The sequence below is a fragment of the Myxococcus vastator genome, assembly GCF_010894475.1.
GTDB lineage: Bacteria > Myxococcota > Myxococcia > Myxococcales > Myxococcaceae > Myxococcus > Myxococcus vastator.
On record NZ_JAAIYB010000370.1, the window covers coordinates 1 to 8,559 of the forward strand.

General features: G+C 69.8%; 6 protein-coding genes. 5 read left to right on the top strand and 1 reads right to left on the bottom strand.

Translation table 11 applies throughout. The features are described 5' to 3' along the window. A partial coding sequence (locus G4D87_RS28375) for a hypothetical protein (protein WP_163785839.1) occupies positions 1–671 on the top strand: 671 nt, incomplete at its 5' end. 3 nt (positions 672–674) lie between these two features. On the opposite strand, the gene G4D87_RS28380 is transcribed toward G4D87_RS28375, so the two are convergent. Beyond that, a complete protein-coding gene (locus G4D87_RS28380; RefSeq protein WP_205507757.1) occupies positions 675–1,565 on the bottom strand; it encodes a patatin-like phospholipase family protein in 891 nt (296 codons plus the stop codon). Between the two features lie 97 nt (positions 1,566–1,662). On the opposite strand from G4D87_RS28380, the gene G4D87_RS28385 reads away from it, so the two are divergent. The 4 genes from G4D87_RS28385 to G4D87_RS28400 all read left to right on the top strand — a co-directional run bounded on the left by G4D87_RS28385 (position 1,663) and on the right by G4D87_RS28400 (position 8,543). After that, complete coding sequence (locus tag G4D87_RS28385; RefSeq protein ID WP_163785841.1) at positions 1,663–2,559, top strand: ArsR/SmtB family transcription factor; 897 nt, start codon at positions 1,663–1,665, stop codon at positions 2,557–2,559. Next, on the top strand, positions 2,556–6,071 hold the full coding sequence (metH, locus tag G4D87_RS28390) for a methionine synthase (RefSeq protein WP_163785842.1): 3,516 nt from the start codon (positions 2,556–2,558) through the stop codon (positions 6,069–6,071). Before G4D87_RS28385 ends, metH begins: the two co-directional genes overlap by 4 nt. Before the next feature lie 650 nt (positions 6,072–6,721). After that, complete coding sequence (locus G4D87_RS28395; protein ID WP_163785843.1) at positions 6,722–7,654, top strand: Hint domain-containing protein; 933 nt, start codon at positions 6,722–6,724, stop codon at positions 7,652–7,654. 118 nt (positions 7,655–7,772) lie between these two features. Further along, the gene (locus G4D87_RS28400; RefSeq protein WP_163785844.1) at positions 7,773–8,543 is read left to right on the top strand and encodes a hypothetical protein; all 771 of its coding nucleotides are present in this window, start codon (positions 7,773–7,775) and stop codon (positions 8,541–8,543) included. Positions 8,544–8,559 lie beyond the last annotated feature (16 nt).

The following is an 8,559-nucleotide window of genomic DNA, read 5'->3' on the forward strand; positions in this document are numbered from 1 at the left end:
CCTTCCGGTTGATTGGCGTGGGGCTCTGGGGGGCGCTGAAGGGTGGAGCGCTCTTCGGTCTGGTGGGAGTGGCCGTGGGCGCGGCCACCTCCGCGCTTCCCCGGTGGCTGGGGGTTGCTCCCGCGCCCACGTGGTGGGTCATCCTGAGCGCGGTGTTGCCGCCGCTGGCCTTGTCGGTGGCGGGGGGCTACGCGTTCATGCTGCGGGCGGTGTCAGGGCGGCTGGCCGATGAAGCCCGGGAGCGGGGCGTGGTGGGCCGTGTGTACGCCGTGCTCAAGCCCGTCACGGTGCAGGTGGCGCGGCGGCTCCAGGGCACGGGCTCGCTGTCGCGTGAGGAGCTGTCGCACGTCGTGAACGAATCCGTGGGTGAGCACCTGCGCCAGGCCGAGCTGTCCCGAAGCGAAGCGCCGCCGTCGCGCATGGCGGAGGTGGAGCGCTTCCTCATGGAGCAGTCCCGCCGCGTCCTGGGCGTGCTGGCCCTGCGCGCCGTCGTCTCCGCGCCGGACACCGCCACCGCGGTTCGGAACCTGGAGACGCTGGGCATCGAGCGGGTGGAGCTGACGCTGGTGGAGACGCTGGAGGACCTCTTCTTCCTCCAGGTGCTGCTGGCCTTCGGCGCGGGCGTGCTCGTGGCCGCCGCGCCCGCGCTGCTCATGGTGTGGCCGCGCTGAGGCTCACCACTCCGCTTGCGCGAAGGGCACCGGAGGCCGCGCCAGGGCGCGCTCCGCGGCCCGCTTCGCCTGGTCCAGCGCGTCGAAGCCACGCTCCATGGTGGTGGGAGACACCGGCGGCAGGTTGGAGACGACGACGTAGACGGGCACCTGCTTCTGCTCCAGCACGGTGAGCTGGAGGCGGAAGTGGTCCTGCCGCAGCGCCGCCGAGCCCGCGGCCAGGCCCTGCGCGTACGCCATGGGGCCGCCCACCACCTTGCGCGTCTTGCTGGGCAGGTAGTGCACGAGGATGGCGTCCAGCTCCGCGCCCGCGGCGCTCTCGTGCAGCGACAGCGCGGGCGCCTTGTCCACCAGCCCGCCGTCCCAGTACAGGCTGCCCTCCAGGGGCACCGCGCGGAACAGGCCGGGGTAGGCGCACGTCGCGTGGACGCGCGGGGCCAGCTCGCCCGAGGAGAACACGTCGTGGCTGCCCAGCGTGAGGTTGGCGCCCACCAGCAGCAGCGGGTGCGGCAGCTCCTCGAAGGTGCGCACCGGCAGCGTGGCGTCCAGCAGCTTGCGGAAGCGCTCGCCCTTGAGCAGGCCCGTCAGGCCGTGCCCGGCCGCGTCCGCGTTGAGCACCGCGCCAATGGGGTCCGGGTCCCAGAAGTTGGCGCGCGTCTGGCGTAGCACCAGCTCTTCGATGTCACGCACTGGCGTGCCCGCCGCCGCGTAGGCCGCCACCATGCCGCCCGCGGACGTGCCCGCGTACGCATGAGGACTGAGCCCCGCGGCCGCCAGCCCCTTGAGGAAGCCCGCGTGACCGTAGAAGCCGAAATATCCAGCGGAGAGGACGAGTCCGAACCGCTTGCCGGCGAGCAGCTCGTGAAGAGTCGAGGTCTGGGTGGGAGTCGCCATGCTTCGCCCTGTACGCCACTGTCGGGGGACAGGCAACGCGTCGCGTCTAGAGAATGCTGGCCATGGGCTCCGCATCGATGTATGTTGATGCGGCGATATGGAAGAGCTGTCTCAGTCATTCCGGGTGCTCGGAGACCCGACGCGGCTGCGCATCCTCCGGTTGGTGGCAGAGGCCCCGTTGAACGTGACGGAGCTGGTGTCCCTGGTGGGCGTGGCGCAGTCCTCCGTGTCCCACCACCTGGGCAAGCTGAAGGGCCTGGGCCTGCTGCGTGAGGAGCGCCACGCGGGCTACAGCTACTACTCGCTGGCCCTGGAGCAGGCGGACGGCCGCTGGCCGCTCATCCAGATGGCGCGGCAGGCGGAGGACGCGGCGGGGGACTCGGCGCGGCTGAAGGACCTGCTGCGCGCGCGCGAGGACCGGCAGGCCCTCAACGAGCGGCTGCTGGAGCCGGGGCAGTCGTGGTTCCTGTGGGCGGGCGCGCTGGCGTCGCTGCTGCCGCCGCTGGAGGTGGCCGACTTCGGCTGCGGCACCGGCGTGCTGAGCGTGGCCATTGCCCGCTGGGCGCGGCGCGTGTGGGCCATTGACCAGAACGCGGACGCGCTGGACCAGGCGCGGCAGCGGGCGGGCCGCGAGGGGCTGGAGAACATCCGCTTCCTCCGCGAGGACCTGCACCGGCTGTCGCTCGCGTCCGCCAGCCTGGACCTGGTCGTGATTTCGCAGAGCCTCCACCACGTGGAGGCGCCGCAGGCGGTGCTGGCCGAGTCCGCCCGCCTGCTCAAGCCGGGCGGCCGGCTGGTGCTGTTGGAGTTGATGCCGCATGAGGAGCGCTGGGTGCTGGAGCGGCTGGGCCACCGGCACCTGGGCTTCGCGCCTGAATCCCTCGAAGCCGCGCTGCGCGAGGCCGGCTTCACGTCCCTGACCCGGGAGACGCACGCCCGGGACGGGGCCAGCCCCTTTCGTGTCTTCCTGCTGACTGGAGTCAAACCGTCATGACGAGCCCTGTCCCCACTGCCCTCCCGCTGCCTCCGGGTGAGAATGGCCGTCGCGTGGAGGCCCTGCGCGCCGCGATGCGCGAGCGCGTGCTGGTGCTGGACGGCGCCATGGGCACGCTGCTGCAGAACGAGGACCTCAAGGCGGCGGACTTCGGCGGCCCGGAGTACGAGGGCTGCAACGAGCACCTCGTCCTCACGCGGCCCGCGCTGGTGGAGAGCATCCACGCGCGCTACCTCGCGGCCGGCGCGGACGTGACGGAGACGGACAGCTTCGGCGGCACGCCGCTGGTGCTGGCGGAGTTCGGCCTGGGGCACAAGGCGCTCGAAATCAACGAGGTCTCCGCCCGGCTGGCGCGCAACGCCGCCGCCGCGGCCGAGGCGAAGGACGGCCGCATGCGCTGGGTTGCGGGCTCCATGGGCCCCACCACCAAGGCCATCAGCGTCACCGGCGGCATCACCTTCGAGGAGCTGGTGGACAACTTCGCGGTGCAGGCCGAGGGGCTCGCGCTGGGCGGCTCGGACTACCTGCTGATTGAGACGGCGCAGGACACCCGCAACGTGAAGGCGGCGCTGCTGGGCGCCGAGCGCGCGTTCCAGAAGCTGGGCTACGCGCTGCCGGTGGCGGTGTCCGGCACGATTGAGCCCATGGGCACCATGCTGGCCGGGCAGAGCGTGGAGAGCCTGGCCGCGTCGCTGGAGCACACGGAGTTGCTGTACCTGGGCCTCAACTGCGCCACGGGCCCGGACTTCATGACGGACCACCTGCGCTCGCTGGCGTCGATGAGCGCGTTCCCCGTGTCGTGTGTCCCCAACGCGGGCCTGCCGGATGAGAATGGCAACTACCTGGAGACGCCGGAGATGCTGGCGCGCTCCGTGCGGCGCTTCTGTGAGCAGGGCTGGCTCAACGTGGTGGGCGGCTGCTGTGGCACGCACGCGGGGCACATCGAGACGATGGCCAAGGCGGTGCAGGGGTTGAAGCCACGCGCGGGCTCGCCGCGTCCCCGGGCCTCGCTGTCGGGCGTGGACTACCTGGAGGTGACGGACGAGCTGCGGCCCCTCATCGTGGGCGAGCGCACCAACGTCATCGGCAGCAAGAAGTTCAAGGAGCTCATCGTCGCCGGCCAGTTCGACGACGCGTCGGAGATTGCGCGCGCGCAGGTGAAGCGGGGCGCGCAGGTCATCGACATCTGCCTGGCCAACCCGGACCGGGACGAGATGGAGGACATGCGCAGCTTCCTGGAGGTGGTCATCAAGAAGGTGCGCGTGCCCTTGATGATTGACTCCACCGACGAGCGCGTCATTGAGATGGCGCTCACCTACTGCCAGGGCAAGGCCATCATCAACTCGGTCAACCTGGAGGACGGCGAGGAGCGCTTCGAGAAGGTGGTGCCGCTGGCGCGCCGCTTCGGCGCGGCCCTGGTGGTGGGCTGCATCGACGAGGTGGGCATGGCCGTCACGCGCCAGCGCAAGCTGGAGGTGGCGGAGCGCTCGTATGAGCTGCTGACGCAGAAGTACGGCATGAAGCCGGAGGACCTCTACTTCGACCCGCTCGTGTTCCCCTGCGCCTCCGGTGACGCGCAGTACACCGGCAGCGGCGTGGAGACGATTGAAGGCGTGCGCCTCATCAAGCAGCGCTTCCCGCGCTGCAAGACGGTGCTGGGCATCTCCAACGTGTCCTTCGGCCTGCCCACCGCGGGCCGCGAGGTGCTCAACTCCGTCTTCCTGTACCACAACGTCCAGGCGGGCCTGGACATGGCGCTGGTCAACTCGGAGAAGCTGGAGCGCTACCCGTCGCTCCCCGAGGAAGAGCGCAAGCTGTCGGAGGACCTGCTCTACAACCGCGGCGCGGACCCGGTGACGCCGTTCGCCGCGGCGTTCCGTGAGCGGAAGGCCGCGCGCGTCCAGGTGAGCACGCTGCCGCTGGAGGAGCGGCTCCAGCGCTACATCATCGAGGGCACGCGTGACGGCCTCTTCGCGGACCTGGAGGCGGCCATGCAGAAGTACCCGCCGCTGGAAATCATCAACGGTCCGCTGATGAAGGGCATGGATGAGGTGGGCCGCCTCTTCGGCGCCAACGAGCTGATTGTCGCCGAGGTGCTCCAGAGCGCCGAGTCCATGAAGGCCGCGGTGGGCTTCCTGGAGCCGCACATGAGCCAGGCCCAGGCGGCCATGCGCGGCAAGGTGGTGCTCGCCACGGTGAAGGGCGACGTGCACGACATCGGGAAGAACCTGGTGGAAATCATCCTGGCCAACAACGGCTTCCACGTGGTGAATCTGGGCATCAAGGTCCCCCCCGAACAACTGGTGCTGGCCGTGCGCGAGCACCAGCCGGACATCCTGGGCCTGTCGGGCCTGCTGGTGAAGAGCGCGCACCAGATGGTGGCCACCGCGGAGGACCTGAAGCGCGCGGGCGTGGACGTGCCGATTCTGGTGGGCGGCGCCGCGCTCAGCCGCAACTTCGTGGACCGCAACATCGCCCCGGCCTACGGCGCTGGCACCGTGGCCTACGCGCAGGACGCGATGAACGGGCTGGAGCTGGCCAAGCAGATTGTGGACCCGTCCTCGCACGAGAAGCTGCGCGGTGAGCTGGCCGTGCGGCGCGACAAGCTGGCGCGCGAGGTGAAGGAGCGGCCGGCCCCGGCGGCGGTGGTGACGCGCGGGCGCAGCGCCGAGGTGAGGGTGCTGGACGCCGTGCCGACCGCGCCGGACTGGGAGCGGCACGTGCTGTCCAACACGCCGCTGGACCACATCTGGAAGTTCATCAACCCGGTGATGCTGTACGGACGGCACCTGGGGTTGCGCTCCTCGTCGCGCGTGCTGGGCACGCCGGCCGAGGCGGAGCTGGCGAAGACGGAGGAGGGCCGCAAGGCGCTGGCCCTCAAGGAGGCCGTGGAGGAGCTGAAGGGCTTCCTGCGCGGCGGCCTCATGCAGGCGCGCGCCGTGTTCCAGTTCTACAAGGCGGGCAGCGACGGCAACCGGGCCGTGCTCTTCGACGGCGCGTCCGGCAAGGAGCTTGCGTCCTTCGACTTCCCACGCCAGGACCGCGAGGGCGGCCTGTGCCTGGCGGACTACCTGCGCCCGCTGGAGCGCGGCGCGCCGACGGACAACGTGGCCATGTTCGTCGTCACCGCGGGCTCCGGCATCCGCGAGCTGTCCGAGGAGCTGAAGGCGAAGGGCGAGTTCCTGAAGATGCACGCGGTGCAGGCCCTGGCGCTGGAGACGGCGGAGGGCTACGCGGAGCTGCTGCACACGCAGCTTCGCAGCATGTGGGGCACGCCGGACCGGCAGGACATGACGATGCTGGAGCGCTTCCGCGCGGAGTACGTGGGCAAGCGCTACTCCTTCGGCTACCCGGCCTGTCCCCGGCTGGAGGACCAGTCGAAGCTGTTCGCGGCGCTGCGGCCGGAGGACATCGGCGTGCAGCTCACCGACGGCTCCATGATGGAGCCGGAGGCCTCGGTGTCCGCCATCGTCTTCCATCACCCGCAGGCGTCGTACTTCTCCGTGACGTGACGGCGCGGAAGTGATTCCTGGCAATTCGTCCCGCCGCCCGGGCAGCGCTCGCCCGCGGCGGGAAGGCAACGACAAGCAAATACACCCAGGGTCGGCGTAAGGGGTTTCCTCTAGAGACCTCGTGCCGGGTTGTATATTTTCAAGGCCCCTGGAAGCCACAAATCCATATCATCTCGACATGGCAGAAAAAGAGTAAAGGCCATTGCCTAAGAGTTCACTGTCGGTATGATGCTTGTCGTTCCCGCAGTTCAGGTGGTTGAGGCGGCTCGGCCGCCCATGAGGGGGGAGACACCGCCGTGAGACTCCAGGCGATTCGCTGTCATCTGCGTCGTACCGACAGGGGCGCGCCCGTCAGGGCGCCTGGCGGGGCCGCGAGGCCGTGGGGCTCCCGACCGCTCGGTGCCACCTAGACGCCCGCTGCTCCTGGCGAATCCCAGGCATTCACACGCACGTTTCCAGGCATCGCCCGTCGGCGGTTCGCGAGGAGTCTGTCGTTCTCCCTCGCTCGCGGGATTCCCAGCGCGGAAAAACCGCACCTGACGTGGGAGCGGTGGGCGCCGTTTGCCCACGCCAAGGATGCGGGCGCCAGTCCCTGTCGTCATCACGTTCTCAACGACAGGGGACGTGAGTCTTTCCAATCAGGAGGATGCATGAAGAAGACATTTCTGCCGACGCTCGCAGTTGCATTCGGAATCGCCACGCAGGCCACGGCGGCGTGGGTGCCCAGTCACTATCGTTGCGCGTTCGACCAGCTCACCTCGGACCAGGCGCGCGGCCGTCAGTCCTGGGCGAAGCGGTGGGCGGACGCGGACCCGTACAACATCTCGACCGGGAAGGATCAGCGCTTCTGGGCCACCGTCTACAACCAGGACGCGCAGGACGCCCTCAACCAGTTCAACACCCATGTGTATCCGGTGTATGTGGACCCGAACACGGGCTATGAGCCCTGGCGTGGCCCTGGCGCGGCCGGCACCGCCACCGCCGCCCTCACCGGCAACCAGATTGACGCGCTGAACCACCTCTCGAAGCCCGTGCATATCGTCATGGACGGCGTCTGCGAGCCGGGCTGCTACACCCCGGACCAGAAGGTGCTCTTCCAGGACGGCTACGTTCCCATCCAGAAGGCGCAGGAGGCCGGCACCGCCGAGCTCGTCACGCTCTCCCCGGAGTCCTCGTTCGGCAACCTGCAAGTGATGCCGAACACGGTGGAGCGCTACACCCTGGACCGTGACGCCGTGCAGCAGGACATCCTCACCTTCCGCACGCGCTCGGGCGGCAGCCTCTCCGTGACGCTCGAGCACCCGCTCGTCACCGCCGAGGGCTCAATGAAGAAGGCCAAGGACTTCGTCGCCGGAGAGCACCTGGTCCGCCAGGACGGCACGACGGACGAAATCACCGGCATCCAGCAGCAGGCCTGGTTCGGCAAGGTCTACAACCTGCGCCCCGTCACCCACGACCTGACCTCCAACATCCTCGTGGCGGAGGGCTACCTCAACGGCTCCGGGCGGTTCCAGAGCGAGTACGTGGAGGAGCTCAACCGCCTCATTCTCCGCGTCAACGTCCCGGATGAGCTCATCCCGTAAGGGGTGAGTCGCTCCTCAATCCCAGGCAGCTCCGGACCGGGCCCCCGGCAGTCGCGGGGGCTCCGTCCTCTCCGAATCACAGACGCGAGGTCCACCGCGGATGGCCCGTTCCCCTCTCATGCCAAGGACAGTCCTGCCCCTCATCGGTGCCCTGGCGCTGGCGGCGGCGTGTGTCTTCTGGCTGCTGCTCCCAGCGCCGCCTGACGCGCCTCCGCCCGCGCCGCTCGTGGCGGCGGTGCCCGAGCCCCTGCCCATCCCGGCGGCCGTCGCCGTGCCCACGCCGCGCCCGGTGCCGGCCCAGGGGGCCACCCTCCTGGTCAACACGCCGCTCGCGCCGGCCTCGGGCCCGGTGCCACCCGCGCTCGCGCGGCCCGGCTCTCCGCTGGATGCGGTGCGCCAGCGCGTCATGGCCGCGAACCCAGACCTGGCGCAGTTCCGTCATCTGCAGCGCAAGGTGTTGCGCAAGGGGGACGAACAGGCGTCGCTCCAATCCCTCTTCAAGGACCGCGAAGTCATCAACGCCGCGAAGCAGGACCTGCTGGCCACGGGGGAGCGGACCTTCTCCGAGGACGCGCAGTTCCGGCGGCTCTACCAGGTGGAGTTCCTGGGCTCCGCGCTCGAGTGGAAGGACAACCCGGAGCGCCCCGCGCTGCTCAACGACATCGAGGAGCTGCTGCGCGCCGACAACCTGGACCCTGACATGGAGCTCGAGCTGCGCCGCTCCCTGTCGGGCGACAAGGTCGAGCTGTTCATGATTCTCCTGCACAACGACCGGGCGCGGGCCGAGTCCATGCTGCAGGGCCTGCACGGCTCCCGCCTGGGCGCGCTGCTCGAGCACGCCCGGACCCGCTACGACGCGCTCTGGGCGCTCGCCGCGAAACAGCCATGACGCCCGGCACTCCCCC